The following is a 25516-nucleotide window of genomic DNA, read 5'->3' on the forward strand; positions in this document are numbered from 1 at the left end:
ATGCACCCGGCTTTTGTGGAGGTTGAAATGCCCGCCTATCGTCCGCCCCTCATCCCGGCACGAGAAATCACGCCGAAGAATATCTACCTCTCGAGACGTGGCTTCCTGGGCACGGCGGCGGGGCTTGCGGCAATCGGGCTTTCCGGCCGCGAGGCTGTCGCCACTCCGCTTGCTGCCAAAGCAGGCGCCTACAAGCTGGATGAGAAGCTCACCCCGCTCGATGCCGTCACCAGCTACAATAATTTCTATGAGTTCGGAGTGGGCAAATCCGACCCGAAGGAAAATTCCCGCAAGTTCAAGCCCACCCCCTGGACGGTAAAAGTGGATGGCCTTGTCTCCAAACCGCAGGAATTCGGTATCGAAGAGCTGATGAAATATCAGCTAGAGGAGCGCACCTATCGCATGCGCTGCGTCGAGGGCTGGTCGATGGTCATTCCGTGGATCGGTTTCCCTCTCGCCGCACTTCTCGACAAGGTGGAGCCACTCGGCAGCGCGAAATACGTGTCCTTCGAAACCGTGGTGCGGCCGGAGGAAATGCCGGGCCAGAGCGGCCTGTTCCAGCCTCTGTCCTGGCCCTATGTCGAGGGTCTGCGCCTAGATGAGGCCCGCCATCCTCTGACCATTCTTGCCGTCGGACTATACGGCGAAACCCTGCCGAACCAGAATGGCGCGCCCATTCGCCTCGTCGTTCCCTGGAAATACGGCTTCAAGGGCATCAAATCCATCGTCCGTATTTCGCTTGTCGAGAAACAGCCGGAAACGACGTGGAAAAACTCCAACGCCCGCGAATACGGTTTCTATTCCAACGTCAATCCGCATGTGGACCATCCGCGCTGGAGCCAGGCGACGGAACAGCGAATCGGCGAAGGCGGCTTTTTCGGCACCCAGAACCGCCCTACCCTGATGTTCAACGGCTATGACGAGGTGGCAAGTCTCTATACCGGCCTCGATCTAAAGGCGAATTACTGATCATGGCCCTCGCCTTTTCGCTTCCCTCACTGCCGAAGCGTTACCAGCCGGCAGCCATCTGGTCGCTTTATGTCATCGGCCTCTGTCCCGGCCTGTGGTATTTTTACCTCGCCGCGACGGGCGGCCTCGGCTTCAACCCAGTCAAGGATTTCGAGCACCTGCTCGGCATCTGGGCCCTGCGCTTTCTCTGCCTCGGCTTGCTGGTGACGCCGCTGCGCGATCTCTTCAACGTCAACCTCATCGCCTATCGCCGGGCGCTGGGACTGATCGCCTTCTATTACGTGCTGGCACATTTCAGCGTCTATCTGGTTCTGGATCGCGGGCTGGTCTTCAGCTCCATCGCCGCTGATATTCTCAAGCGGCCCTATATCATGTTCGGCATGGCGGGGCTCGTCATGCTGCTGCCGCTCGCGCTCACCTCCAACCGCTGGTCGATCCGCAAGCTCGGCAGCCGCTGGAACACGCTGCACAAGCTCGTCTATCTCGTGCTCATCGTCGGCGTACTGCATTTCGTGCTGGCGCGAAAATCGATCACGCTCGAGCCGGTGTTTTATATCAGTACGATGGTGGTGTTGCTCGGGTATCGGCTGGTGCGGCCATCGATCATGGCGGCGAAGAGGGCAAGGCGCGCAAGCCCCGTCCGGACGTAAAGGACGCCACCGCGATCCCGCCGATATAGCAAACGATATTCCACACCGAGAAAACGCGGCCAAGCAGCAAAGCTCCGGCCGCCGTTGCGCGAAACGCGTCCAGCGCCGGGAAATGAACGAGCCGGATCAATTCCACGACGACGACGGCGATGACGGCGATGTGAACCTTGTAACCGTACCAGCGGGAAGGAAGGATGGCCGCCAGCAGCAGATAGACCATCGCCCCCCAGAGCACGGATCCGCCATATTTTACCGCCACGAACGGCAATCCCACCTCGTAGCCGAACGCCCGCAAGCAAAGACCGCCAATGATCACCATCATGGCCGCCGCCAAAAGCCGGATGCGGGCAAAATAAGGCGGGGAAAGGCGTGACGGACCCATGCGAGTTCCTTCCGGTTTTCGTATGAAAATTTAACGGATACAAATCGAGGCGCGAACATGAGCACAGCAACAGGCCGAGCCGCAACCCGCCTCTCGGTTTTGGACAATCTTCTGTGCGATACCTATCCTTGGGGCGAACTCAAGGGCATCAGGCGCTTTGTCATCGAATTTCTCTATTTCGGCATCAAGGAAGCTCGTGCCTGCATGTTTGCGGGATTGTTCTTCATTTCCATCTTCGTGGTGCCGCATGGTGGGGTATTTGGCATTCCGCGTTATGACGTGCTGCTGATCGTCGCGCTCGGCATCCAGTTCTTCATGATCTGGAGCAGGCTGGAAACGCTTGACGAGGCCAAGGCCATCCTGCTGTTCCATATCGTCGGCTTCGCGCTTGAGGTGTTCAAGACGTCAAGCGCTATCCAGTCCTGGTCCTACCCCGACTTCGCCTATAGCAAGGTCCTCGGCGTGCCGCTCTTTTCCGGCTTCATGTACGCCGCCGTCGGCAGCTACATCATCCAGGCGTGGCGCCTGCTGGATGTGCGCATTCGCAATTATCCCACCTATTGGATGGCAACGCTGATCGGCATCGCCATCTACGCCAACTTCTTCACCCACCACTTTATCGGTGACTACCGCTGGTACATCGCCGCCTGCGCCATCGGCCTCTATTCCCGCGCAACGGTGGTCTACCGCCCCTATGATCGGGATCGAAAGATGCCGCTGCTTCTCTCCTTCGTCCTGATAGGGTTTTTCGTCTGGCTCGCGGAAAACATCTCCACATTCTTCGGTATCTGGAAATATCCCGATCAGATCGGCGCCTGGTCCGTGGTGCATATCGGCAAGTGGAGTTCGTGGTCGCTGCTGGTCATCATGACGTTTACGATTGTCGCGCAACTCAAGCACATCAAGGCCCGCATCCACGTTCCGGAGTGAAGCGAGCGCTTTCCAAGCATCGTTAAAAACGACGATTGCAGGACATCGAGCCGATAGAGAGTAATAACTTAGATATCATTAAGTAAATCCTGCCAAAAATCTATCGAGCGATATACAAGACAAGCGAAAATTACGAAATTGGCGTATTTATTTTTCACGACGCCAGCCGTCCTAATGGCTTCTATGTTGATACAGCTTACCCTCAGAACGCCGATATTGTGAAAAAGACCATTACACCCGCACCCGTATTCCTGAAATTTACAGGCTATATGATCCAAGACTTCGAAATGTTCGAAAGCTTGGATGGCGTCTTACTCTTAGGTTTGTATCACTTAACTAAAAAGGAGCGGAATGAGCTCAATACATTCCTTGCATCCCTGTTGCGCTCTGATGTTTCAGATAGCTTGATTGGAAATCTTTGGAACACATCCAATGCTGAATTTGGTGCCGAAGGTAAGGGAATTAGATGGCTTCTCAACCGGACCGTCGAGTTGATCGAAGGTGACGACGGCACTGACGGTTACTATCTGCGTCGTTCATGACTATTCTTTTGGAAAATAAAAAAGCCGGGTGATTTCTCACCCGGCTTTTTAATTCACGACGCCTGAACGGCGTCAGACCTTACGCAGCTTCGGCAGCAGCAGCTTCCGCAGCAACGCGAGCCTTGTCGGCTGCGCCCTTGGCGTCAACGTCACGCTCGACGAATTCAACAACGGCCAGAGCCGCGTTGTCGCCCTGGCGGAAGCCAGCCTTCATGATGCGCAGGTAGCCGCCGTTGCGGGTTGCGTAACGCGAAGCGATTGCGTCGAACAGCTTGCGAACAGCGTCCTGATCCTTGATCTGCGAGATCGCCTGACGACGAGCGTGCAGGTCGCCGCGCTTGCCAAGCGTCACGAGACGCTCGACGATCGGACGGATTTCCTTCGCCTTAGGAAGGGTGGTGACGATCTGCTCATGGGTGATGAGCGAAGCAGCCATGTTGGCAAACATTGCCTTGCGGTGGCTGGCGGTTCTATTGAGCTTGCGGCCTGAATTACCGTGGCGCATTGCTATTCTCCTTCTACGCAGGTGCCTTCTCTAAGGCCTGCCGTTTCCTGGCACATGCAGGTGACTTACCTGCTGTTTGACGGGGAAAGGCAGTCTTTAAGGTCTGCCTTCTTGTTTGTTAGTATTGGTCTTCGTAACGCTTTGCGAGATCTTCGATGTTCTCAGGCGGCCATGCCGGTACTTCCATACCGAGGTGCAGACCCATGGAAGCGAGAACTTCCTTGATTTCGTTCAGCGACTTGCGACCAAAGTTCGGCGTGCGAAGCATTTCGGCTTCGGTCTTCTGGATCAGGTCGCCGATATAGACGATGTTGTCGTTCTTCAGGCAGTTTGCCGAACGAACGGACAGTTCCAGCTCGTCGACCTTCTTGAGAAGCGCCGGGTTGAACGCGAGTTCGGTAACCGATTCTTCTTCTGCTTCCTTCTGCGGCTCGTCGAAGTTGACGAAGACGCCGAGCTGGTCCTGAAGAATGCGAGCGGCGAAGGCAACGGCGTCTTCGCCGGAAACCGAACCGTTGGTCTCGATCGTCATGATCAGCTTGTCATAGTCGAGAACCTGACCTTCACGGGTGTTTTCCACCTTGTAGGACACTTTCTTGACCGGAGAATACAGGCTGTCCACCGGAATGAGGCCAATCGGGGCATCTTCCGCGCGGTTGCGCTCAGCCGGTACGTAACCCTTGCCGTTGTTGACGGTGAATTCCATGCGGATTTCAGCGCCTTCGTCCAGCGTGCAGATCACGTGGTCGGGGTTCAGGATCTCGATGTCGCCAACCGTCTGGATGTCACCAGCGGTTACCGAACCCGGACCCTGCTTGCGCACGACCATGCGCTTGGAATCGTCACCATCCATCTTGATGGCGATTTCCTTGATGTTGAGCACGATATCCGTCACATCTTCCCGAACGCCGGGGATGGAGGAGAATTCGTGCAGGACACCGTCGATCTGCACGGCCGTAACAGCGGCACCACGCAGAGAAGACAACAGAACGCGACGCAGCGCGTTGCCGAGGGTAAGACCGAAACCACGCTCCAGCGGCTCGGCAACGAGCGTTGCCTTGGTGCGGCTGGACGAGGTGAACTCGACCTTGTTCGGCTTGATAAGTTCCTGCCAGTTCTTCTGAATCATCTTTAAACCTTCCGTTCGCCGCCACCATCCAATCGTGACGGACCGAGCATGAAAACACTGAGAGGAACCTAATTCCGCGGTTCATCAGTGGGTTCTTGAGCGCAAGTCCGTCGATCGAAATCGACGCGCACACGCCAGATACACGAAAATTCCGCCAGACCGAAGGAAAGGCGGAATTTCCGAACCACGGTCGCGTCAGACGCGGCGCTTCTTGCGCGGACGGCAACCGTTGTGCGGGATCGGCGTCACGTCGCGAATGGAAGTGATCATGAAACCGGCAGCCTGCAGAGCGCGAAGTGCCGATTCACGGCCGGAACCCGGACCGCAAACTTCAACTTCAAGCGACTTCATGCCGTGTTCCTGAGCCTTCTTCGCGCAATCTTCAGCAGCGATCTGGGCAGCAAACGGGGTCGACTTGCGCGAACCCTTGAAGCCCTTGGCACCAGCGGACGACCAGGCAATAGCATTGCCCTGTGCGTCGGTGATGGTGATCATCGTGTTGTTGAAGGTCGAGTTGACATGCGCGACGCCCGACGTGATATTTTTACGTTCGCGACGGCGAACGCGTGCGGCTTCCTTGGCCATTTTATACCTTTCATTGATCTCTTCACCGCCGTAACACCAGCGGCTACACCGGCGATCGACCCGTTTCCGAGCTTCACGCCAAACTCAGAAAGGCTGGCGCAGACCGCACCAGCCTCTCCTTTCCGGAGAACCGGAAAATTACTTCTTCTTACCAGCGATAGCCTTCGCCGGACCCTTACGGGTGCGGGCGTTGGTGTGCGTGCGCTGACCGCGGACCGGAAGGCCACGACGGTGACGCAGGCCGCGGTAGCAGCCGAGGTCCATCAGACGCTTGATGTTCATCGAGGTCTCGCGACGAAGATCGCCTTCGACCTGATAGTCGCGGTCGATGGCTTCGCGGATCTGAAGAACTTCAGCATCCGTAAGCTGATGAACGCGCTTGTCAGCCGGAAGACCGACCTTGTCCATGATTTCCTGCGCGAATTTCGGACCAATCCCGTGAATATACGTCAGCGCAATAACAACGCGCTTTGCAGTCGGGATGTTGACGCCAGCGATACGTGCCACGTCTTTTCTCCTTGGTTCCAGTTGCCATCCGGCAAGTGGTGATTCCATTCGAGCGGCCGACACGACCGCCAGTTCAAAATTGATGTCCGTGACAAGTCAAAACGACCGAACCCGGATTTCCCTCCCTTAAGGGAAATCCGCGCCAGTCGCTTGGGATGTCGCGAGTTGGCGCGGTGTTTAACGGAATCAGCGCTAAAAAGCAACCGGCTCCGCCAAGATTCTTTTGCGATCCAAAGGATACGCCGTATCAGGAGCCCAGGATTTGCCGGGAAAACCGCCTGCGGTTTTCACCGTCCCGCTCCAACCATCAGGCCGAGGCCTTTTCCAGAACCCGTTCGATGGCCGCAGTGACGGCATCGACATCAGCCATGCCATCCAGTGTCACAAGTTCGCCCTGCTCGCTGTAATATTGCGACAGCGGCGCAGTCTTCTCGCGATACTCCGTCAACCGCTTGCGGAAGGCTTCCGGATTGTCGTCGGAACGAACCGTGCCACCGGCAGCGATGGTCTCCGCAACGCGATTTTCGATTCGGCGAATCAGCGCCTCCTCGTCCACCTTCAGTTCGATGACGGCATCGAGGGCGACATTCTTCTTGTGCATGTTCTCGGCAAGCGCCTTGGCCTGCGGAACGGTGCGCGGATAGCCATCGAGAATGAAACCCTTGGCACAGTCCGGAGCTTCGATGCGTTCGGAAACAATCTGATTGACGATATCGTCGGAAACGAGCCCGCCGGCGTCCATGACGGCCTTGGCGCGCTTGCCTATTTCCGTGCCCGCGCTAACCGCAGCGCGAAGCATGTCACCGGTGGAAAGCTGCGGGATCCCGTACTTGTCAGTCAGGCGTTTGGCCTGGGTTCCCTTGCCCGCACCCGGCGGACCTAAAAATATCAGTCTCATCGTCCCCTCTTTCCTCCACGCAACTTCGACTTCTTGATCAGTCCTTCATACTGCTGCGCGATCAGGTGTCCCTGAATTTGCGCAACCGTGTCCAGAGTTACACTGACAACGATCAAAAGCGAAGTACCACCAAGGGCTAATGGAATGCCCGTACGTGCGATAAGTGTCTCAGGAAGGATACACACGAAGACAAGATAAACAGCGCCGACAACCGTGATACGGGTCAGAACGTAATCGATGTACTCCGCGGTGCGCTCGCCCGGACGAATGCCCGGAATAAAGCCGCCATGCTTCTTGAGGTTATCGGCCGTGTCCTTCGGATTGAAGACGATAGCCGTGTAGAAAAATGCAAAGAACGCGATGAGCAGGCCGTAGAGCGCCATGAACAGCGGCTGTCCATGCTGCAACGACGCGATGATCGAGGTTGCCCAGCCCGGCAGGTTGGTGTTTCCGGCAAAACCGGCAGCCGTCGCAGGCAGAAGCAGCAGCGAGGATGCGAAGATCGCGGGAATAACGCCAGCCGTGTTGAGCTTCAGCGGCAGATGCGAGGTATCGCCCTGGAACATCCGGTTGCCGACCTGGCGTTTCGGATATTGTATCAGCAGACGGCGCTGGGCGCGCTCCACGAAAACGATCAGCGCGATGACGCCGATTGCCACGATAACGACCATGAGGATGAGCGTCGTCGACAGCGCACCGGTGCGGCCGAGTTCCAGCGTGCCGGCAAGCGCCTTGGGCAGACCTGCGGCAATACCGGCAAAGATGATGAGCGAAATACCGTTGCCGATGCCGCGCGAGGTAATCTGTTCGCCAAGCCACATCAGGAACATCGTGCCGCCGAGCAGCGTGATGACGGTGGAAATACGGAAGAACAGGCCAGGATCGACCACGAGGCCGTTGCCACTCTCAAGGCCGACAGCGATGCCGTAGGCCTGCAGGGTGCCAAGCAGTACCGTGCCGTAGCGCGTGTACTGGTTGATGATCTTGCGTCCGGCTTCGCCTTCCTTCTTCAACGCTTCGAGCGAAGGCACGACCGAGGTCATGAGCTGCACGATGATCGAAGCGGAGATGTAAGGCATGATGCCGAGGGCGAAGATCGCCATACGCTCGACTGCGCCACCCGCAAACATGTTGAAAAGACCGAGAATACCGTTGGCCTGGCCACGGAAGGCCTGCGCATAGGCTTCTGGGTTCAGACCCGGAAGCGGAATGTGGGTACCAAGACGGTAGACGAGAAGTGCGGCAAGAGTAAACCAGAGACGCTTTTTCAGATCCTCCGCCTTAGCGAAGGTCGAAAAATTCAGGTTCGAAGCCAGTTGTTCCGCTGCTGAAGCCATAAATTTCTCCGAATGACCCTTGCCGGCCAGCGAAACCGGCCAATGCGGAAAGGTCTAAAAATACCGGTTCAAAAACGGGCTTCGGACGAACACGGCGTTGCGCCGCCATCATGCCTCACCCTGTTTTTTTATGTCCTATCCCCTCCCTCAAGGAAGTTCAAGAACTGTGAGGCTCTCCCTGCGGCACTTTATGCCGCATGTGGCGCGCATAACAGCTGCACCGCGAAGAGTTTGCCATGATGCCACAATAAATCGATTTAAATCGAGAGCACCATAAGCCAGGGAGCGCAAACGCCCGGAGCGACTATGCCCCGGGCGTCTGAAGTCTATATATTACTCGGAAGCTTCAGCTGCAACTGCGAGAAGCTTGATAGAGCTGCCGGCCTTCTCAATCTTTTCGAGTGCAGGCTTGGAAGCGCCGGCAACTTCAAAAGCAACCTTGCTCGTCAGTTCGCCGTCAGCGAGAATGCGAACGCCGTCCTTGGTGCGACGGATAACGCCAGCAGCCTTGAGAGCAGCAGCATCGATCGTTGCGGAAGCGTCGAGCTTCTTGGCGTCGATGGCGGTCTGAATGCGGCCGAGCGATACAACAGCAAATTCGGAAGCGAAAATGTTGTTGAAACCGCGCTTCGGAAGACGACGGTAGATTGGCATCTGACCGCCTTCAAAACCGTTGATGGCGACGCCCGAACGAGCCTTCTGACCCTTCACACCGCGACCACCGGTCTTGCCCTTGCCGGAACCGATACCGCGACCTACGCGGATACGGTCCTTGGTGGAGCCTTCGTTGTCTCTGATTTCATTGAGTTTCATGATAGGTTACTCCGTCTCACTTCTCGTCAACGACGCGAACGAGATGCTGGACCGCACGGATCATGCCGCGAACCGCAGGAGTATCTTCCAGGGTGCGCTGACGGTGCATCTTGTTGAGACCCAGACCGACCAGCGTCTGACGCTGGATTGCCGGGCGGCGGATAGGGCTGCCGATCTGTTCGACCGTAACAGTCTTTTTGGCTTCAGTAGTCTTCTTGGCCATGATCCAGCTCCTTATTCTTCAGAAGCGTTGCCGGAAGCGGCACGACGAGACTGAAGGGTCGCATACTTGAGACCACGCTGTGCAGCGATGTCCTTAGGATGAACCTGATGCTTCAGAGCGTCGAACGTTGCGCGAACCATGTTGTACGGGTTCGAAGAACCGGTCGACTTGGCAACAACGTCATGAACGCCCAGCGTTTCGAAAACAGCGCGCATCGGACCACCGGCGATGATACCGGTACCGGCCTTGGCCGAACGCAGCAGAACCTTGCCTGCGCCGTGACGGCCATTGACGTCGTGATGCAGCGTGCGGCCATCGCGCAGCGGAACGAAGATCAGATCGCGCTTTGCGCTCTCGGTTGCCTTACGGATGGCTTCCGGAACTTCGCGAGCCTTGCCGTGACCGAAGCCAACGCGGCCCTTCTGGTCGCCGACGACGACGAGAGCGGCGAAGCCAAAGCGACGGCCACCCTTAACAACCTTTGCAACGCGGTTGATCGCGACCAGCTTGTCGACGAATTCGCTATCGCGTTCTTCACGGTTCTGGCGGTCGTCGCGAGAACCTCTTTTTTCCTGTGCCATTGTCCTTGTCCTTTTTCTTTTACGGGTGGAACGGCAAACGAAAAGACCACCGGGCTCGATGAAGAGACCCGCATGGCCCGGTGAAATTCCGCCCGGATCGTTGTCAGGGCGGAAACTGCAGCGCCGCGTGTCGAAACCGACACGCAAAGGACGCTGCAGGATCTTGAGTGGTGCATGACCCTTTCTCTCGATTGCGAACAATCGAAAGGGTCAAGCACTCAGAAGTTCAGACCGCCTTCGCGGGCAGCTTCTGCCACAGCCTTGATACGGCCGTGATAGATGAATGCGCCACGGTCGAATACGACATCCTTGACGCCAGCCTTGACGCCACGCTCTGCAACCAGCTTGCCTACGACAGCTGCTGCTGCAACGTCGGCGCCGGTCTTGAGCGAGCCGCGCAGATCGGCTTCGAGCGTGGAGGCAGACGCAAGCGTCTTGCCAGCAACGTCATCGATGATCTGAGCGTAGATGTTCTTCGACGAGCGATGAACCGACAGGCGCGGGCGGCCATTGGCAACCGCCTTGATCTGGCGGCGCACACGGCTCGCGCGACGTGCAAGTGCTTCTTTCCTGCTAGCCATTTCGCGTGATCCTTACTTCTTCTTGCCTTCTTTGCGGACGATACGCTCTTCAGCGTACTTCACGCCCTTACCCTTGTAGGGCTCGGGACCACGGTATTCACGGATTTCCGCGGCAACCTGGCCAACCTGCTGCTTGTTGATGCCGGAAACGATGATTTCCGTCGGCTTCGGAACGGCAATGGTGATGCCGACCGGAGGCTCGTAAACTACATCGTGGCTGAAACCGAGAGCCAGCTGCAGGTTCTTGCCCTGCAGGGCGGCACGGTAACCGACGCCGTTGATTTCGAGCTTGCGTTCGTAGCCGTCCTTAACACCCTTGAAGATGTTCTCGATCATCGTGCGGGACATGCCCCACTTCGAACGAGCTTCCTTGGTGTTGTTGGCCGGCGTTACGGAAACGCCATTATCTTCGAGTTTCAGCTGGATGTCGTCATTAGCGACGAAAAACAGTTCACCCTTCGGGCCCTTAGCAGTGACCTTCTGGCCGTCGACATTGGCCGTAACACCTGCTGGAACCTGAACGGGCTTTTTACCGATACGAGACATTGTTCAATCCTGTCTGTTCGTTATGGAGATCCGTGCTCGGGTCTTAGAAGACCGAGCAAAGAACCTCGCCACCAACGTTCTGTTCGCGAGCTTGGTGATCGGCCATCACGCCCTTCGGGGTCGAAAGGATGGTGATGCCGAGGCCGTTCGCGACCTGCGGAATGGACTTAACCGAGACATAAACTCGGCGGCCCGGCTTGGAAACGCGGCCGATCTCACGGATCACGGACGCGCCTTCGTAGTACTTCAGTTCGATCGTGAATTCGGCCTTGCCGTTTTCGAAATCGACCTTGGAATAACCGCGAATGTAGCCTTCAGCCTGCAGCACGTCGAGAACGCGTGCGCGGAGGCTGGAAGCAGGCGTGCTTACCGAAGACTTACGGCGAGCAGCACCATTGCGGATGCGGGTGAGCATATCACCCAAAGGATCAGTCATGGTCATGTGCCCGTCTCCTTACCAGCTCGACTTGACAATGCCCGGCACCTTGCCGGAATTGCCCAGCTCACGAAGCGCGATACGCGACATCTTGAGTTTGCGATAGAACGCGCGCGGACGGCCCGTTACTTCGCAGCGGTTGCGGATACGCGTCTTCGAGCCGTCACGCGGCAGCGAAGCGAGCTTCAGAGTGGCCTTGAACCGGTCTTCGATCGGAAGGGACTGGTTCATCACGATCGCCTTCAGTGCAGCCCGCTTGGTGGCCTGCTGGGCGACCGACTTGCGGCGGCGCTTGTTCTTTTCAACTGCGCTTGTTTTCGCCATATCGGAGTTCCTTTTCTACGCTCGTCGTTACGGTTAGTGACGGAACGGGAAGTTGAACTCTGTAAGCAGAGCCCGTGCTTCGTCGTCCGACGTCGCCGTCGTGCAAACGATGATGTCCATGCCCCACATCTGATCAACCTTATCGTAGTTGATCTCAGGGAACACAATGTGTTCCTTGATGCCCATGGCGAAGTTGCCACGGCCGTCAAAGCTCTTCGGGTTCAGACCCCGGAAGTCGCGAACGCGCGGCAGCGCGATGTTGATCAGGCGATCAAGGAATTCATACATGCGGGCGCCACGAAGGGTAACCTTCGCGCCGATCGGCATGCCTTCGCGAACCTTGAAACCAGCGATCGAGTTGCGAGCGCGGGTAACAACCGGCTTCTGGCCGGCAATCGCAGCCAGGTCACCGGCAGCAATGGTTGGCTTCTTGGAGTCGGCAGTTGCCTCGCCAACACCCATGTTGATCACGATCTTTTCAAGCTTCGGGATCATCATCACGTTGGCGTAGGAGAACTTCTCCTGCATGGCGCCACGGATACGGGAAACGTACTCCGTCTTGAGACGCGGCTCGTACTTATCAGCCATCGATCACTTCTCCCGAACGCTTGGCCACGCGGACCTTCTTGCCGTCTACAACAGTAAAGCCAACGCGGGTCGGCTTGCCATCCTTATCGACGATGGCAATGTTGGAGATGTGCAAGGACGCTTCCTTGTTGATGATGCCAGCTTCCTGAGCCTGGGTCTGGCGCTGGTGACGCTTCACCATGTTAACGCCACGCACAACGGCCCGATCTTCCTTCGGCAAAACCTGGATTACTTCGCCGGTACGGCCCTTGTCCTTACCGGTCAATACGACAACGTTGTCGCCTTTACGAATTTTCTGCATCGCATACGCTCCTTACAGTACTTCCGGAGCCAGCGAGATGATCTTCATGTGGTTCTTGGCGCGAAGTTCGCGCGGAACCGGTCCGAAGATACGGGTGCCGATGGGCTCTTTCTTGTTGTCGATAAGAACGGCTGCGTTGTTATCGAAACGGATGACGCTGCCGTCAGCGCGACGGATGTCCTTGGCGGTGCGAACGACAACCGCCTTCATCACATCGCCCTTCTTGACGCGGCCGCGCGGAATAGCTTCCTTGATGGAAACGACAATAATGTCGCCAACAGAAGCATATTTGCGCTTCGAGCCGCCCAGCACCTTGATGCACATGACACGACGTGCGCCGGAATTATCCGCCACGTCGAGGTTTGTTTGCATCTGAATCATGTCAGGTCGCCTTCTTGTTGTTACCGGAACGGTTGGACAAACTCTCCCGAGTGAGCCCCCTGCCCCAGCTTATGAATGTCTCTTTTTTTGCGCGGAAATGTCGTGACAGGGTGGTTTCCCGAAGGACCTTCCGTGCGCATCAAAGCAAAAGACGCTCGATTCACGAGCGTCCTTGCGGTGCTTCATACAGTATTTCGCGCCAAGTACAAGAGACCTGGCGCGATTCTGATGAAATTAAGCCTGGGCGGAAACGACCGTCCAGCGCTTGTCCTTGGAGATCGGTGCGCATTCCTCGATGGAAACGACATCGCCGACCTTATACTGATTGTTTTCGTCGTGTGCCTTGTACTTCTTCGAACGGCGAACGGTCTTCTGGAGCAGCGGGTGAGCAAATCGGCGCTCAACCCGGACTACAACAGTCTTCTCGTTCTTGTCGGACACTACGACGCCCTGCAGAATGCGTTTCGGCATATTATTTTTCCTTAGGCCTTGGCTTCTGCCGCCTTCTGGCGGGCAATGGTTTTAACGCGGGCGATGTCCTTGCGGACTTCGTTGATGCGCGAGGACTTCTCCAGCTGGCCAGTCGCCTTCTGGAAGCGCAGGTTGAACTGCTCCTTCTTCAGATCGGCGAGCTTGTCCTTGAGCTGGTCGGCGCTGAGGCCGCGAACTTCATCGGCTTTCATGTGCCTTGCTCCTTACTCTGCGATGCGCTGTACGAAGCGCGTCTTGACCGAGAGCTTGGCAGCGCCGAGACGAAGCGCCTCGCGGGCGATCTCCTCGGACACACCGTCGATCTCGAACATCATACGACCGGGCTTGACCTTGCATGCCCAGTATTCGACCGAACCCTTGCCCTTACCCATACGAACTTCGGTCGGCTTTGCCGTTACCGGAACGTCAGGGAATACGCGGATCCACACACGACCTGCGCGCTTCATGTAACGCGTGATCGCGCGGCGGGCCGCTTCGATCTCGCGTGCGTTCACGCGGTTCGGTTCCTGCGACTTCAAGCCGAATTCACCGAATGCCAGGTCAAAGCCGCCCTTGGCGACGCCCTTGATGCGTCCCTTGAACTGCTTGCGGTACTTAGTACGCTTTGGCTGCAACATTTTCTTACTTCTCCGAGCTTATCTTTCGCCAGCGTCAATCAAGCGTTTTCGCGACGACGATCGGGACGATCGCCACGCTCACGGCTTGCAGGGCCCTGAGCATCGCCTTCGAGACCACGACGCTCAGAAGCCATCGGATCGTGCTCAAGGATTTCGCCCTTGAAGATCCAGACCTTGATGCCGCAGATGCCGAACGCGGTTTCCGCTTCAGCTGTGCCGTAGTCGATGTCCGCACGCAGCGTGTGCAACGGAACGCGTCCTTCGCGGTACCATTCGGTACGAGCGATTTCGGCGCCACCGAGACGGCCACCGCAGGTGATCTTGATGCCTTCGGCGCCAAGACGCATTGCGGACTGAACCGAACGCTTCATCGCACGGCGGAAAGCCACGCGGCGCTCGAGCTGCTGGGCGATCGACTGAGCGACGAGAGTCGCGTCGATTTCCGGCTTGCGCACTTCAACGATGTTGAGGTGCGTTTCGGAGTTGGTCATCTCGGAAAGCTTCTTGCGAAGCTTCTCGATGTCCGCGCCCTTCTTGCCGATGATGAGACCCGGACGAGCCGAATGGATCGTAACGCGGCACTTCTTGTGCGGACGCTCAATGACCACCTTGGCGATACCGGCCTGCTTGAGTTCCTTGATCAGGTAAGCCCGGATCTTCAGGTCTTCATGCAGCAGCTTGCCGTATTCAGCGGTGTCAGCGTACCAGCGGCTATCCCAGGTACGGTTGATGCCGAGGCGGAAGCCGATCGGATTGATTTTCTGACCCATTATGCGGCCTCCCCTTTTTCCTCAACTTCACGAACAACGATCGTGAGGTGAGAGAACGGCTTTTCAATGCGGGATGCACGACCACGGCCACGAGCGTGGAAACGCTTCATGGTGATGGACTTGCCAACATAGGCCTCGGCGACGACGAGAGCGTCGACGTCGAGGTCATGGTTGTTTTCCGCATTGGCAATCGCAGATTCGAGCGTCTTCTTGACGGTCCCTGCGATGCGCTTGCGGGAGAATTCGAGCTCGGCGAGAGCGCGATCAACCTTCTTGCCACGGATAAGAGCGGCAACCAGGTTCAGTTTCTGGGGGCTGACGCGGAGCGTACGGGCAATGGCCTGAGCCTCATTGTCCTTCAGCCGGCGTTCGGTCTTAGCCTTCGCCATGATTACTTCCTCTTTGCCTTCTTGTCCGCGCCGTGACCGTAATAGGTACGGGTCGGAGAGAATTCACCGAACTTGTGTCCGACCATGTCTTCATTGACAGAGACGGGCACATGCTTGCTGCCGTTGTAGACGCCAAACGTCAATCCGACGAACTGCGGCAGGATCGTGGAGCGACGGCTCCAGATCTTGATTACTTCATTGCGTCCGCTTTCGCGCACCTTCTCAGCCTTAGTGAGAAGATAGCCGTCAACAAACGGACCTTTCCAAACTGAACGAGCCACTTGAGACTTCTCCTCTTACTTCTTGCGCTGATGGCGCGAACGCATGATGAACTTGTCGGTCGACTTGTTCGAACGGGTGCGCTTGCCCTTCGTGGGTTTACCCCACGGAGTAACCGGGTGACGACCACCCGACGTGCGACCTTCACCACCACCGTGCGGGTGGTCGACCGGGTTCATGACGACGCCGCGAACGTGCGGACGCTTGCCACGCCAACGCGAACGACCGGCCTTGCCGTCGTTGGTGTTGCCGTGATCGGAGTTCGAAACTGCGCCAATCGATGCGAGGCAGGAGCCGTGCACCAGACGCTGTTCGCCCGAGTTGAGACGCAGGATAGCCATACCGGCATCGCGGCCGACGAGCTGGACGTACGTACCGGCGGAGCGGGCAATCTGACCGCCTTTACCTGGCTTCATCTCGACGTTGTGGATGATCGAACCGACCGGAATGTACTGAAGCGGCATGGTGTTGCCGGGCTTCACGTCCACTGCCTTGTCGGAGGCGATCACCTTGTCACCGGCAGCGAGACGCTGTGGCGCGAGAATGTAAGCCTGTTCGCCGTCGGTATACGTAACCAGCGCGATGAACGCGGTGCGGTTGGGGTCGTATTCCAAACGTTCAACGGTGCCTTCAACGTCGAACTTGCGACGCTTGAAGTCCACCAGACGGTAGGTCCGCTTGTGACCACCACCCTGGAACCGGACGGTGATCCGGCCCTGGTTGTTGCGGCCACCCTTGGAGCTGAGGCCCTGGGTGAGAGCCTTTACCGGCTTGCCCTTGTAGAGCGAAGCGCGGTCCACGATAACCAGCTGACGCTGGCTTGGCGTGGTCGGATTGAAACTTTTCAATGCCATATTCTTGTTCCCTTTTGGGTCTTTGCCCGCTTGGGCCTAACCTTTAGAGTCCGGTGGACACGTCGATGGATTGACCTTCGGCGAGCGTAACGACGGCTTTCTTGACGTCTTTCAGCTTACCGGCGAACCCACGGAAACGACGGGTCTTACCCTTGCGGATAAGCGTGTTCACAGCCGTGACTTTGACGCCGAAGAGAGCTTCCACGGCAGCCTTGATTTCAGGCTTGGAAGCGCTTTTGGCGACGTTGAATACGACCTGGTTCTGTTCGGATACCAGCGTCGACTTTTCCGTGATCGAAGGAGATACGATCACATCGTAGTGGCGAAGATCCGTCATTTGAACCGCTCCTCCAGAGCCTCTACAGCAGCCTTGGAAAGCACGAGCTTACCACGACGCAGGATGTCGTAAACATTGATGCCCTGAACCGGCAGAACGTCCACATTCGGGATGTTCTGAGCTGCGAGCTTGAAGTTGCCATCAAGTTCTGCGCCACCGATAACGAGAGCGTTGGTCAGGCCAAGCGAAGCGAAGCTGCCCAGCAGAGCCTTGGTCTTTGCTTCGGACGCGACGAGCTGATCAACGATGATCAGATCTTCAGCCTTCAGCTTTGCAGACAGAGCGTGACGCAGAGCAAGCGCGCGAACCTTCTTGGGAAGGTCGTGTGCGTGGCTGCGAACGACCGGGCCGTGGGCCTTGCCGCCGCCGCGGAACTGCGGTGCGCGAGCCGAATGGTGACGAGCGCGGCCCGTACCCTTCTGCTTGTACATCTTCGCACCAGTACGGGAAACTTCCGCACGGGTCTTGGTCTTGTGCGTTCCCTGCTGCTTCTTTGCAAGCTGCCAGCGAACCATACGGGCCAGGATATCCTGACGGGGATCGAGGCCGAAAATCTCGTCCGACAGAGAAACCTTGCCGGCGTCTTTTCCCTCGAGGGTCTTGACGTTCAATTCCATGATAAGGCTCCCTTACTTCGCGGCCGACTTGACGGCGTCGCGGACGATGATCCAGGCGCCCTTGGAACCGGGAACTGCACCCTTAACGAGGATCAGGCCACGGTCTTCATCGGTCGAAACGACTTCGAGGTTCTGGGTCGTAACGCGCGTCTGGCCCATATGACCAGCCATGCGCTTGCCCTTCCACACGCGGCCCGGATCCTGGTTGTTACCAGTCGAACCGTGCGCACGGTGCGATACGGAGTTACCGTGCGAAGCGCGACCACCACCGAAGTTGTGACGCTTCATAGCACCGGCAAAACCCTTACCGATCGTGGTTCCCGTTACGTCGACCAGCTGGCCGGCCTGAAAATGAGTTGCGGTCAGTGTTGCACCGATATCGATCAGGTTCTCGGGGGAAACCCGGAACTCGACGAGCTTTGCTTTCGGTTCGACATTGGCAGCGGCAAAATGACCGCGAAGCGCCTTCGTCGTGTTTTTGACCTTGGACTGGCCGGCACCGAGCTGAACTGCGGTGTAGCCATTCTTGTCTTCCGTGCGCTGGGAAACGACTTGTACGTTATCCATCCGCAATACTGTTACTGGAATATGTTCACCAGCGTCGTTGTAGACGCGGGTCATACCCACTTTCTGTGCAATCACACCTGAACGCATTGGTTCATCCTCTTGCGAGCCTTGAAGGGAAAACCCTTTTTGGCCTTTGTTAAGGAGTGCCCTTCGACATCTCACGATGTTTCCGGTCTCCGGATTGGAAGCCGTTGGATTTCTCCACGTACCTTCCTTGTTATATGGCCCTCACTTGGATGAGGTCAGGCCAGTCTTAGAGCTTGATTTCCACGTCAACGCCGGCAGCCAGGTCGAGCTTCATCAGAGCATCGACGGTCTGCGGGGTGGGGTCAACGATATCGAGAAGACGCTTGTGCGTCCGCATTTCGAACTGTTCACGGCTCTTCTTATCAACGTGAGGAGAGCGGTTGACGGTAAACTTTTCGATGCGGGTGGGAAGCGGAACCGGGCCGCGAACGCTGGCGCCGGTGCGCTTTGCGGTCGACACGATTTCACGGGTAGAGGCATCGAGGATCCGGTGATCGAACGCCTTGAGGCGGATACGGATATTCTGGCCGTTCATTCGTCTTGTCCTTGTTCTTTGTTATTCGTTTCCGCACGCGGAAACACATGAACTTCTATTGATCGTGGCGCCGCAGATTTTCAAAAATCGAGAGGGATGCGCGTCGCACCCCAATCATTTCAGTAGTCTGTATTGCTAAAACACCGCGCTCCGCAATTGCTTGCGAATCCAGCGGGTGAGTGTGAATGCGCGTTTACGCGCTTTCACCGAATTTTTCAAGCACTAAAAATGCAACGCCGCCAGGCTTTTTTACTAAAAGCCCGGCGGCGGTGTGGGTAACACCGCCGCCGGTCTGAATTTCAACGTCGTGAAATTACTCGACGATAGAAGCGACGATGCCGGCGCCGACGGTACGGCCGCCTTCGCGGATAGCGAAGCGCAGCTTTTCTTCCATCGCGATCGGAACGATCAGCTCGACTTCAACAGTGACGTTGTCGCCAGGCATAACCATTTCCGTGCCTTCTGGAAGCGAAACGATACCGGTAACGTCAGTCGTACGGAAGTAGAACTGCGGACGGTAGTTCGTGAAGAACGGCGTATGACGGCCGCCTTCTTCCTTCGTCAGGATGTAGGCTTCTGCCATGAACTTCTTGTGCGGCTTGACCGAACCCGGCTTGCACAGGATCTGGCCACGCTCAACGCCGTCACGGGTAACGCCGCGAACCAGAGCACCGATGTTGTCGCCAGCCTGGCCCTGGTCGAGCAGCTTGCGGAACATTTCAACGCCGGTAACCGTCGTCTTCGACGTCGGACGAATGCCGACGATTTCGACTTCTTCACCAACCTTGACGATACCGCGCTCAACGCGACCCGTCACAACCGTACCACGGCCAGAGATCGAGAACACGTCTTCGATCGGCATCAGGAACGGCTGGTCGATCGGACGCTCAGGCGTCGGGATGTAGGCGTCAACAGCAGCCATCAGCTCGCGGATTGCATCTTCACCGATCTTCTTGTCGGAATCTTCAAGAGCAGCAAGTGCCGAACCCTTGACGATCGGGATATCGTCGCCCGGGAAGTCGTAGGACGACAGAAGTTCGCGAACTTCCAATTCGACGAGCTCGAGAAGCTCGGCGTCGTCAACCTGGTCGACCTTGTTGAGGAACACGACGATCGCCGGAACGCCAACCTGGCGAGCAAGCAGGATGTGCTCGCGCGTCTGCGGCATCGGGCCGTCAGCTGCAGAGCAAACCAGGATCGCGCCGTCCATCTGGGCAGCACCGGTGATCATGTTCTTCACGTAGTCGGCGTGGCCGGGGCAGTCGACGTGTGCGTAGTGACGGTTCGGCGTTTCGTACTCGACGTGCGCCGTCGAGATCGTGATGCCGCGAGCCTTTTCTTCAGGAGCAGCGTCGATCTGGTCGTACGCCTTGAACTCGCCGAAATACTTCGTGATCGCAGCAGTCAACGACGTCTTGCCGTGGTCGACGTGACCGATCGTGCCAATGTTGACGTGCGGCTTATTGCGCTCAAACTTGCTCTTTGCCATTAGTGGCTCTCCATTCTTGTCCCTTGAGGGGAATAATCTTCAAATCTCTGATGGGGCGCACCCCGATCACTTCTGACCGGAGTACTTTGCCTGGATTTCCTGCGCCACGTTCGACGGAACCGGCGAATAGTGATCGAACGTCATCGAGTACTGCGCGCGGCCCTGCGACATGGAGCGCAGGTTGTCGACGTACTTGAACATGTTCGCGAGCGGAACGTGTGCGCTGATCACGATGGTGATGCCACGCGATTCCTGACCCTGGATCTGACCGCGACGCGAGTTCAGATCGCCGATCACGTCACCGACGTAATCTTCAGGGGTGACGACTTCGACCTTCATCATCGGCTCGAGAAGCTGTGCACCAGCCTTCTTTGCTGCTTCACGGAAGCAGGCACGCGATGCGATTTCGAACGCCAGAACCGAGGAGTCGACATCGTGGTATGCGCCGTCGATCAGGGTCGCCTTGACGCCCAGCATCGGGAAGCCAGCGAGCGGACCGGAAGACAGAACGCTTTCGATACCCTTCTGAACGCCCGGGATGTATTCCTTCGGAACAGCACCGCCGACGATCTTGGATTCGAACTTGAATTCTTCGCCTTCAGGGTTCGGTTCGAAGATGATCTTCACGCGAGCAAACTGACCGGTACCACCGGACTGCTTCTTGTGCGTGTAGTCTTCTTCGTGCTGACGCGTGATGGTTTCGCGGTAGGCAACCTGCGGAGCACCGACGGTTGCTTCAACCTTGAACTCGCGACGCATACGGTCAACGAGGATGTCGAGGTGAAGTTCGCCCATGCCTGCGATGATCGTCTGACCGGATTCTTCATCCGTCTTGACGCGGAACGAAGGGTCTTCAGCAGCCAGGCGGTTGAGCGCCAGGCCCATCTTTTCCTGGTCGCCCTTGGTCTTCGGCTCGATGGCGATCTGGATGACCGGCTCGGGGAATTCCATGCGCTCGAGGATAACCGGCTTCAGCGGATCGCAGAGCGTATCGCCAGTGGTGGTTTCCTTGAGGCCAGCCAGAGCAACGATGTCGCCGGCGAAGGCTTCTTCGATGTCTTCACGGCTGTTGGAATGCATCTGCAGCATACGGCCGACGCGCTCGCGCTTGTCCTTGACCGTGTTGATGACCGACGTGCCCTTTTCGAGCTTGCCGGAGTAGATGCGGGCGAAGGTCAGCGAACCGACGAAGGGGTCGTTCATGATCTTGAACGCGAGCATGGAAAGCGGCTCGCTGTCATCGGCATGACGCTCGATTTCGGCTTCGGTCTTGAAGTCGATGCCCTTGATCGCGGGAATGTCCAGCGGCGAAGGCAGGTAGTCGACGACGGCGTCGAGAAGCGGCTGAACGCCCTTGTTCTTGAACGCGGTACCGCAGAACATCGGGTGGAACTTCACGTCGATGGTGCCGCGGCGAACGAGCGAACGGATCTTCTCGTTGTCGGGCATGATGCCGTTCAGGTAGTCTTCCATCGCTTCTTCGTCGATCTCGACAACGGTCTCGATCAGCTTTTCGCGATATTCTTCAGCCTTGGCCTTCATGTCTTCAGGAATTTCGACGACGTCCCACTGAGCGCCGAGCGATTCGTCGCGCCAGATGAGTGCGTTCATCTCGATCAGGTCGATAACGCCCTTGAACTCGGTCTCAGCGCCGATCGGCAGCTGCATGACAACGGCGGTAGCGCCGAGACGGGACTTGATCATTTCTACCGAGCGGTAGAAGTCAGCACCGGTCTTGTCCATCTTGTTGCAGAAGATCATACGCGGAACGTTGTACTTCTCAGCCTGACGCCAGACGGTTTCCGTCTGCGGCTCTACACCGGCGTTGGCGTCGAGAAGAGCGATGGCACCATCGAGAACGCGCAGCGAACGCTCGACTTCAATGGTGAAGTCAACGTGGCCGGGGGTGTCGATGATGTTGAAACGGCGCATCTTGCCATCGCGACCCTTCCAGAAGGTCGTGGTCGCAGCGGACGTGATGGTGATACCACGTTCCTGCTCCTGTTCCATCCAGTCCATCGTGGCAGCGCCATCATGAACTTCGCCGATCTTGTGCGACTTACCGGTGTAATAAAGAATACGCTCGGTGGTCGTCGTCTTACCGGCGTCGATATGCGCCATGATACCGAAATTGCGGTAGTCTTCGATTTTATATTCGCGAGCCATAATGGACTGCCTTTCGATATGCGACCGTTTAAGATTACCAGCGGTAATGCGAGAATGCGCGGTTTGCGTCGGCCATCTTGTGCGTGTCTTCACGCTTCTTGACGGCGGAACCGCGGTTGTTCGCAGCGTCCATGAGTTCGCCGGAGAGGCGATCGACCATGGTCGTTTCGTTACGCTTGCGAGCAGCAGTGATCAGCCAGCGGATGGCGAGAGCCTGACGGCGCTCCGGACGAACGTCGACCGGGACCTGGTACGTAGCACCGCCAACGCGACGCGAACGCACTTCAACGTGCGGAGCAACGTTGTCGAGGGCGGAGTGGAACACGCCGAGCGGCTCCTGCTTCGTCTTGCCCTGAACGACGTCGAACGCGCCGTAAACGATGCTTTCCGCGACGGACTTCTTGCCGTGAAGCATGATGGCATTCATGAACTTGGTGACGACCAGATCGCCGAACTTCGGGTCCGGGTTGATCTCACGCTTTTCTGCACTATGGCGACGGGACATATTCTTTGTCTCTCAATGTTATTGACGCTAAACCACGCGGAGAACCTCGCGCAGCGCCTGATTGTTGTTGCCGAAAATTACTTCGGACGCTTCGCACCGTACTTCGAACGGCGCTGCTTGCGGTTCTTGACGCCTTGGGTATCGAGAACACCGCGGATGATGTGGTAACGCACACCCGGCAAGTCCTTTACGCGGCCGCCGCGGATCATGACCACGGAGTGTTCCTGAAGGTTGTGACCTTCGCCGGGAATGTAGCCGATGACTTCGAAGCCGTTGGTGAGGCGGATCTTGGCAACCTTACGCAGAGCCGAGTTCGGCTTCTTCGGGGTCGTCGTGTAAACGCGGGTGCAAACACCACGCTTCTGCGGGTTTTCCTGAAGTGCAGGAACCTTGTTGCGCTTTACCTGTGCCTGGCGGGGCTTACGGATCAGCTGGTTTACGGTAGGCATATAACCATCCCTTGCAAAAACTACTTTAGCCACCCTCACGGGTGGCGGCTATGCCGTTTCCGGCGACGAAGCACGCATATATCCTCATGCGCAAAACGTGGCCCGATCCGTTTTCACGGATGGACCACCAAGAGCAGAGGACGCCGGATGAGGCGTCTTGCGTGCAACATTCGTGTCTTCTACGTGCAATGAAGCTTCATTTGAGATGATGTTCGGGAAAAACGTTTCCGAACGGCCAGCACAGATAGAGGCTCCGATGGCGGGCGTACTACTGTTTTAGCCAGCTTTCGTCAAGGGCGAATCCGCATTTTGCGCTGGCACCCGAGGCCACAAAGCCTGCGCACAGGCCCTTTGCCCTCTCCTTCTAACATAAGTCACAGCCGGCAACAGCGATTTTGACCTCCGGCCTTTGGCTTTTCACAAAATCCGTCTATTGATTCCCTCAAGCGGGCCGGAGCTGGCACCGCCGCGCGCAAGACCGATTCCGTCCGGCCCGCACACTCCACAACGACATATCAAGGAACCGCGTCATGACAAACCTCCCCGACAACGACAACGGACGCGACGAGCCGATGGTCTTCATCGTCATCGGCAAGGCTTACGAACACGACAATTCCGAAGGCATCGACATCCACGTCATTCTGCGGGCGCCGGACGACGACACCGCCGTACGCGAAACGCTAAACGCGCTTTCGGAGGAGGGTTTCATCGAAGCCGACCTCGACCAGATCGGCATGCTGACTGAAGTTCCGGACGAAGAGCCGCACGCTTCCGCCTATCAGGGCGCCCTCGAGGGCGAAGTCGCGATCATCCGTTTCGCCTGAGGGACCGCCCTCACCGCGACAAATGCACCGCCACCGATAAAACGGCACCCGCCCACACCAGGGCGGTTGTCTTCCAGGACTTGATGCCAAGGCCGAAATCTTGTGTGCAGCCACCTTTTCCTGCAAAAGACCTTGGTAAATTTCAATATATTAAGTCACTGATAGATTATATACTTTAAATATAATAGTATTATTTGTATTTCCGTTGAAATATACGAAGACATAAGATTAAAATGATCCCGGCGCATGATTTCGGTGGCGGGTTGGATAATATATCTTCGGCAGACATTATAGATGACATTTACGAGGCAGCACTTTTTCCCGATCGCTGGGCGAACGTGATAGCCGCAATCGGCCAACAGCTCGATTTCTGGGGCGGCGCGCTCACCTGGGGCAAAGGCGAGGATGAAGCATGGCTCTATCCGCCCAATTTCCAGGAGCTCATGCAAGCCTTCATGAAGGGCGGCTGGAACCACCGCAACGATCGCCTCACACGCGCTGTCCGCGAGGGCCAATTTTCCTTCGTGCATGATTTCGATATCTTTACCCCTGACGAATGGGCGGGGCTACCAATCGTGCGCGATTTCCTGATGCCGCGTGGACTGGGATATGGGGTGGCAACGCAGGTTGCGCCGCCGGATCATCCCGAAATGACTCTCCTGTTCGAACGCAAGCTCGACAGAGGAGTCATTGGTCCGGAAACCATGGCGGCACTTGGCCGGCTGAGGCCGCATATCGCCCGCAGCCTCACCCTCGCAACAGGGCTGCAACGCCAGAAAGCAGATGCCATCACGCTCGGCCTCAACGCCATCGGTGCGCCGGCGGCGGTGCTCCAGGCAAGCGGACGCGTTCTTTCCACAAACAACCTGTTCGAGGCGACCAAAAAGTGTATTTCCACCCGCGCCCGCGACAGGATCTTGATCTTGGACGAGAGAATAAACCGGCTGCTCTACAAGGCGCTAGCCGGCGGCAGTGTCAGTTCCCTACCCCTGCCGACAAGCGAAGACAGGGTGTGCATCCTTCACGTCATACCGCTGCGCAAGGACGCGCTGGATTTATCCCCTAACGGCAGCGCCATCGTGCTGATATCGCAACCATCGGACACCGTTGCCGACGTCACGCCGCTTCTGAAGGGGTTATACGATCTCACCAAGGGCGAGGCCCGTGTCGCGCTGGAAATCCTGAAGGGTCTTTCACTTCCCTCCGTGGCAAAGCAACTTCAGATCTCGCACGAAACGGTTCGCAGCAACGCCAAGTCTATCTATGCAAAGACCGGCAGTACGGGCCAGACCGATCTCGTTCGCCGGCTTTCCGTTTTGACGCGCTACACCATCGGTGAGCAGGAAAGACCCCGAGACGGGACTGGCCATATGAAGGACCAGATCTGACCT

At 57.2% G+C, this 25516-nt stretch carries 38 protein-coding genes; 6 read left to right on the top strand and 32 right to left on the bottom strand.

What is annotated here, in order from left to right; all coding sequences use genetic code 11:
- The first annotated feature begins 27 nt into the window (after positions 1-27).
- A complete protein-coding gene (msrP, locus tag G6L97_RS07655; RefSeq protein ID WP_111782410.1) occupies positions 28-969 on the top strand; it encodes a protein-methionine-sulfoxide reductase catalytic subunit MsrP in 942 nt (313 codons plus the stop codon).
- A 2-nt stretch (positions 970-971) separates the two neighbouring features.
- Positions 972-1619, top strand: coding sequence for a protein-methionine-sulfoxide reductase heme-binding subunit MsrQ (msrQ, locus tag G6L97_RS07660; RefSeq protein ID WP_080798280.1), 648 nt, complete (start codon positions 972-974; stop codon positions 1617-1619).
- Here the strand turns inward: msrQ and G6L97_RS07665 are convergent.
- On the bottom strand, positions 1573-2001 hold the full coding sequence (locus G6L97_RS07665) for a ribosomal maturation YjgA family protein (protein WP_111782409.1): 429 nt from the start codon (positions 1999-2001) through the stop codon (positions 1573-1575). The two genes, msrQ and G6L97_RS07665, sit on opposite strands and share 47 nt — an antisense overlap.
- Positions 2002-2058: 57 nt before the next feature.
- Here G6L97_RS07665 and G6L97_RS07670 point away from each other — a divergent pair, with 57 nt between their 5' ends.
- A complete protein-coding gene (locus tag G6L97_RS07670) occupies positions 2059-2931 on the top strand; it encodes a DUF817 domain-containing protein (protein WP_111782408.1) in 873 nt (290 codons plus the stop codon).
- A 218-nt stretch (positions 2932-3149) separates the two neighbouring features.
- Complete coding sequence (locus G6L97_RS07675) at positions 3150-3473, top strand: hypothetical protein (protein WP_065660780.1); 324 nt, start codon at positions 3150-3152, stop codon at positions 3471-3473.
- Positions 3474-3552: 79 nt separating this feature from the next.
- On the opposite strand, the gene rplQ is transcribed toward G6L97_RS07675, so the two are convergent.
- The 31 genes from rplQ to rpsL all read right to left on the bottom strand — a co-directional run bounded on the left by rplQ (position 3553) and on the right by rpsL (position 23301).
- Positions 3553-3978: a 50S ribosomal protein L17 gene (gene rplQ, locus G6L97_RS07680; RefSeq protein ID WP_003495230.1), complete on the bottom strand. Its 426-nt coding sequence runs from the start codon at positions 3976-3978 to the stop codon at positions 3553-3555.
- Between the two features lie 118 nt (positions 3979-4096).
- The gene (locus G6L97_RS07685; RefSeq protein ID WP_003516121.1) at positions 4097-5107 is read right to left on the bottom strand and encodes a DNA-directed RNA polymerase subunit alpha; all 1011 of its coding nucleotides are present in this window, start codon (positions 5105-5107) and stop codon (positions 4097-4099) included.
- Positions 5108-5302: 195 nt separating this feature from the next.
- Positions 5303-5692, bottom strand: coding sequence for a 30S ribosomal protein S11 (rpsK, locus tag G6L97_RS07690; protein WP_003495225.1), 390 nt, complete (start codon positions 5690-5692; stop codon positions 5303-5305).
- A gap of 138 nt (positions 5693-5830) precedes the next feature.
- On the bottom strand, positions 5831-6199 hold the full coding sequence (rpsM, locus tag G6L97_RS07695; protein ID WP_003516122.1) for a 30S ribosomal protein S13: 369 nt from the start codon (positions 6197-6199) through the stop codon (positions 5831-5833).
- A 307-nt stretch (positions 6200-6506) separates the two neighbouring features.
- Entirely contained in the window at positions 6507-7097 is a 591-nt protein-coding gene (locus tag G6L97_RS07700; RefSeq protein WP_003516123.1) for an adenylate kinase, read from the bottom strand.
- Entirely contained in the window at positions 7094-8434 is a 1341-nt protein-coding gene (gene secY / locus G6L97_RS07705) for a preprotein translocase subunit SecY (protein WP_003516124.1), read from the bottom strand. The genes G6L97_RS07700 and secY overlap by 4 nt, the downstream gene beginning before the upstream one ends.
- A gap of 333 nt (positions 8435-8767) precedes the next feature.
- A complete protein-coding gene (rplO, locus tag G6L97_RS07710; RefSeq protein ID WP_003516125.1) occupies positions 8768-9247 on the bottom strand; it encodes a 50S ribosomal protein L15 in 480 nt (159 codons plus the stop codon).
- Positions 9248-9263: 16 nt separating this feature from the next.
- A complete protein-coding gene (gene rpmD, locus G6L97_RS07715; protein WP_003495212.1) occupies positions 9264-9470 on the bottom strand; it encodes a 50S ribosomal protein L30 in 207 nt (68 codons plus the stop codon).
- 11 nt (positions 9471-9481) lie between these two features.
- Entirely contained in the window at positions 9482-10051 is a 570-nt protein-coding gene (gene rpsE / locus G6L97_RS07720) for a 30S ribosomal protein S5 (protein ID WP_003516126.1), read from the bottom strand.
- 218 nt (positions 10052-10269) lie between these two features.
- Positions 10270-10632 carry a 50S ribosomal protein L18 gene (gene rplR, locus G6L97_RS07725; protein WP_003516127.1) on the bottom strand — a complete coding sequence of 121 codons (363 nt, stop codon included), beginning with the start codon at positions 10630-10632 and terminating at the stop codon, positions 10270-10272.
- Between the two features lie 12 nt (positions 10633-10644).
- The gene (rplF, locus tag G6L97_RS07730; RefSeq protein WP_003516129.1) at positions 10645-11178 is read right to left on the bottom strand and encodes a 50S ribosomal protein L6; all 534 of its coding nucleotides are present in this window, start codon (positions 11176-11178) and stop codon (positions 10645-10647) included.
- 43 nt (positions 11179-11221) lie between these two features.
- Positions 11222-11620, bottom strand: a complete 399-nt coding sequence (rpsH, locus tag G6L97_RS07735; RefSeq protein WP_003516131.1) for a 30S ribosomal protein S8 — start codon at positions 11618-11620, stop codon at positions 11222-11224.
- A gap of 12 nt (positions 11621-11632) precedes the next feature.
- On the bottom strand, positions 11633-11938 hold the full coding sequence (gene rpsN / locus G6L97_RS07740) for a 30S ribosomal protein S14 (RefSeq protein ID WP_003495202.1): 306 nt from the start codon (positions 11936-11938) through the stop codon (positions 11633-11635).
- Between the two features lie 33 nt (positions 11939-11971).
- The gene (gene rplE / locus G6L97_RS07745) at positions 11972-12526 is read right to left on the bottom strand and encodes a 50S ribosomal protein L5 (protein WP_111782407.1); all 555 of its coding nucleotides are present in this window, start codon (positions 12524-12526) and stop codon (positions 11972-11974) included.
- Positions 12519-12827, bottom strand: a complete 309-nt coding sequence (rplX, locus tag G6L97_RS07750) for a 50S ribosomal protein L24 (RefSeq protein WP_003516133.1) — start codon at positions 12825-12827, stop codon at positions 12519-12521. Before rplX ends, rplE begins: the two co-directional genes overlap by 8 nt.
- A 12-nt stretch (positions 12828-12839) precedes the next feature.
- Positions 12840-13208, bottom strand: coding sequence for a 50S ribosomal protein L14 (gene rplN, locus G6L97_RS07755; protein ID WP_003495199.1), 369 nt, complete (start codon positions 13206-13208; stop codon positions 12840-12842).
- 234 nt (positions 13209-13442) lie between these two features.
- A complete protein-coding gene (rpsQ, locus tag G6L97_RS07760; RefSeq protein ID WP_003495195.1) occupies positions 13443-13679 on the bottom strand; it encodes a 30S ribosomal protein S17 in 237 nt (78 codons plus the stop codon).
- 11 nt (positions 13680-13690) lie between these two features.
- Positions 13691-13891: a 50S ribosomal protein L29 gene (gene rpmC / locus G6L97_RS07765; RefSeq protein ID WP_003495193.1), complete on the bottom strand. Its 201-nt coding sequence runs from the start codon at positions 13889-13891 to the stop codon at positions 13691-13693.
- Between the two features lie 12 nt (positions 13892-13903).
- The gene (rplP, locus tag G6L97_RS07770; protein ID WP_003516136.1) at positions 13904-14317 is read right to left on the bottom strand and encodes a 50S ribosomal protein L16; all 414 of its coding nucleotides are present in this window, start codon (positions 14315-14317) and stop codon (positions 13904-13906) included.
- A gap of 38 nt (positions 14318-14355) precedes the next feature.
- Positions 14356-15087: a 30S ribosomal protein S3 gene (gene rpsC, locus G6L97_RS07775; RefSeq protein WP_003516138.1), complete on the bottom strand. Its 732-nt coding sequence runs from the start codon at positions 15085-15087 to the stop codon at positions 14356-14358.
- On the bottom strand, positions 15087-15476 hold the full coding sequence (gene rplV / locus G6L97_RS07780) for a 50S ribosomal protein L22 (RefSeq protein WP_003495184.1): 390 nt from the start codon (positions 15474-15476) through the stop codon (positions 15087-15089). Before rplV ends, rpsC begins: the two co-directional genes overlap by 1 nt.
- A 2-nt stretch (positions 15477-15478) precedes the next feature.
- Positions 15479-15757, bottom strand: a complete 279-nt coding sequence (gene rpsS / locus G6L97_RS07785) for a 30S ribosomal protein S19 (RefSeq protein WP_003507772.1) — start codon at positions 15755-15757, stop codon at positions 15479-15481.
- 15 nt (positions 15758-15772) lie between these two features.
- Entirely contained in the window at positions 15773-16609 is an 837-nt protein-coding gene (gene rplB / locus G6L97_RS07790; protein ID WP_003516146.1) for a 50S ribosomal protein L2, read from the bottom strand.
- 43 nt (positions 16610-16652) lie between these two features.
- Positions 16653-16946, bottom strand: a complete 294-nt coding sequence (locus G6L97_RS07795; RefSeq protein ID WP_003495178.1) for a 50S ribosomal protein L23 — start codon at positions 16944-16946, stop codon at positions 16653-16655.
- Positions 16943-17563 (bottom strand): 50S ribosomal protein L4, encoded by a 621-nt coding sequence (gene rplD, locus G6L97_RS07800; protein WP_003516147.1) that lies wholly within the window; start codon positions 17561-17563, stop codon positions 16943-16945. Before rplD ends, G6L97_RS07795 begins: the two co-directional genes overlap by 4 nt.
- Before the next feature lie 12 nt (positions 17564-17575).
- A complete protein-coding gene (gene rplC, locus G6L97_RS07805; RefSeq protein ID WP_003516149.1) occupies positions 17576-18217 on the bottom strand; it encodes a 50S ribosomal protein L3 in 642 nt (213 codons plus the stop codon).
- 166 nt (positions 18218-18383) lie between these two features.
- Positions 18384-18692 (bottom strand): 30S ribosomal protein S10, encoded by a 309-nt coding sequence (rpsJ, locus tag G6L97_RS07810; protein ID WP_003507767.1) that lies wholly within the window; start codon positions 18690-18692, stop codon positions 18384-18386.
- Positions 18693-19005: 313 nt separating this feature from the next.
- Positions 19006-20181 carry an elongation factor Tu gene (tuf, locus tag G6L97_RS07815; RefSeq protein WP_013636434.1) on the bottom strand — a complete coding sequence of 392 codons (1176 nt, stop codon included), beginning with the start codon at positions 20179-20181 and terminating at the stop codon, positions 19006-19008.
- A gap of 66 nt (positions 20182-20247) precedes the next feature.
- Positions 20248-22347, bottom strand: a complete 2100-nt coding sequence (gene fusA, locus G6L97_RS07820) for an elongation factor G (RefSeq protein ID WP_111784159.1) — start codon at positions 22345-22347, stop codon at positions 20248-20250.
- 34 nt (positions 22348-22381) lie between these two features.
- Positions 22382-22852 (bottom strand): 30S ribosomal protein S7, encoded by a 471-nt coding sequence (rpsG, locus tag G6L97_RS07825; RefSeq protein ID WP_003507761.1) that lies wholly within the window; start codon positions 22850-22852, stop codon positions 22382-22384.
- A gap of 77 nt (positions 22853-22929) precedes the next feature.
- Positions 22930-23301, bottom strand: a complete 372-nt coding sequence (gene rpsL / locus G6L97_RS07830; RefSeq protein WP_003507760.1) for a 30S ribosomal protein S12 — start codon at positions 23299-23301, stop codon at positions 22930-22932.
- A gap of 530 nt (positions 23302-23831) precedes the next feature.
- On the opposite strand from rpsL, the gene G6L97_RS07835 reads away from it, so the two are divergent.
- Positions 23832-24125 carry a hypothetical protein gene (locus tag G6L97_RS07835; RefSeq protein ID WP_003519341.1) on the top strand — a complete coding sequence of 98 codons (294 nt, stop codon included), beginning with the start codon at positions 23832-23834 and terminating at the stop codon, positions 24123-24125.
- A gap of 233 nt (positions 24126-24358) precedes the next feature.
- Entirely contained in the window at positions 24359-25513 is a 1155-nt protein-coding gene (locus G6L97_RS07840; protein ID WP_162686697.1) for a helix-turn-helix transcriptional regulator, read from the top strand.
- The last annotated feature ends 3 nt before the right edge of the window (positions 25514-25516 follow it).

The organism is Agrobacterium tumefaciens, assembly GCF_013318015.2.
Lineage (GTDB): Bacteria > Pseudomonadota > Alphaproteobacteria > Rhizobiales > Rhizobiaceae > Agrobacterium > Agrobacterium tumefaciens.